This is a genomic window from Aeromonas sp. HMWF017, from assembly GCF_003061465.1.
Classification (GTDB): domain Bacteria; phylum Pseudomonadota; class Gammaproteobacteria; order Enterobacterales; family Aeromonadaceae; genus Aeromonas; species Aeromonas veronii.
Window position 1 is genome coordinate 2,831 of sequence record NZ_QAJD01000149.1, and the last position, 560, is coordinate 3,390.

A 560-nucleotide genomic window follows, 5' to 3' on the forward strand; every position below is an offset into this window, starting at 1 on the left:
GCAGGTGCGCTTCGATCTGCTCTTTGGTCAGGTGCGGGTTGCGGTTTTCGTTGAGTAGGCACTCGGCGGTGGTCAGGCAGGTGCCTTCGCCATCGACGTGGATGGAGCCCCCTTCCAGAATGAGCGGCGCGTCGTAACGAGCCATGCCGTGCTGGGCCAGCATCTGGGCAGCGACCTCTTCATCCTGATTCCACGGGTAGTAAAGACCGCCCTTGTGACCGCCCCAGGCGTTGAAGCCCCAATCCACGCCACGGCACTCGCCGGCCGCGTTGGTAACGATGGTCGGGCCAGTATCGCGGGCCCAGCAGTCATCGCTGTTCATTTCGACCAGGGTGACGTGGGCGGGCATGATGGCGCGGGCCTGCTCCATAAACTGGGCCGGTACCCCCATAAAGACCGGAGTCGCGCCACCGATGGCATCCGCCACCTTGGCGAAGGTCTCTTGCGCGAAGCGACCGGCTACGCGCCAGTTGTCCGGGCGGAACGGCCAGATCATCCAGACGGCCTGTTGGTGCGCCCACTCGGCGGGCATGGTGAAGCCGTCGGCGGCCGGCGTGGAG

Annotated in this window: 1 protein-coding gene; it reads right to left on the minus strand. The window is 65.5% G+C overall.

Features of this window, described 5'->3' with window-relative positions; genetic code table 11:
• On the minus strand, positions 1–560 hold a 560-nt coding region (locus DBR30_RS22320; protein ID WP_375135854.1), incomplete at both ends, for an agmatine deiminase family protein.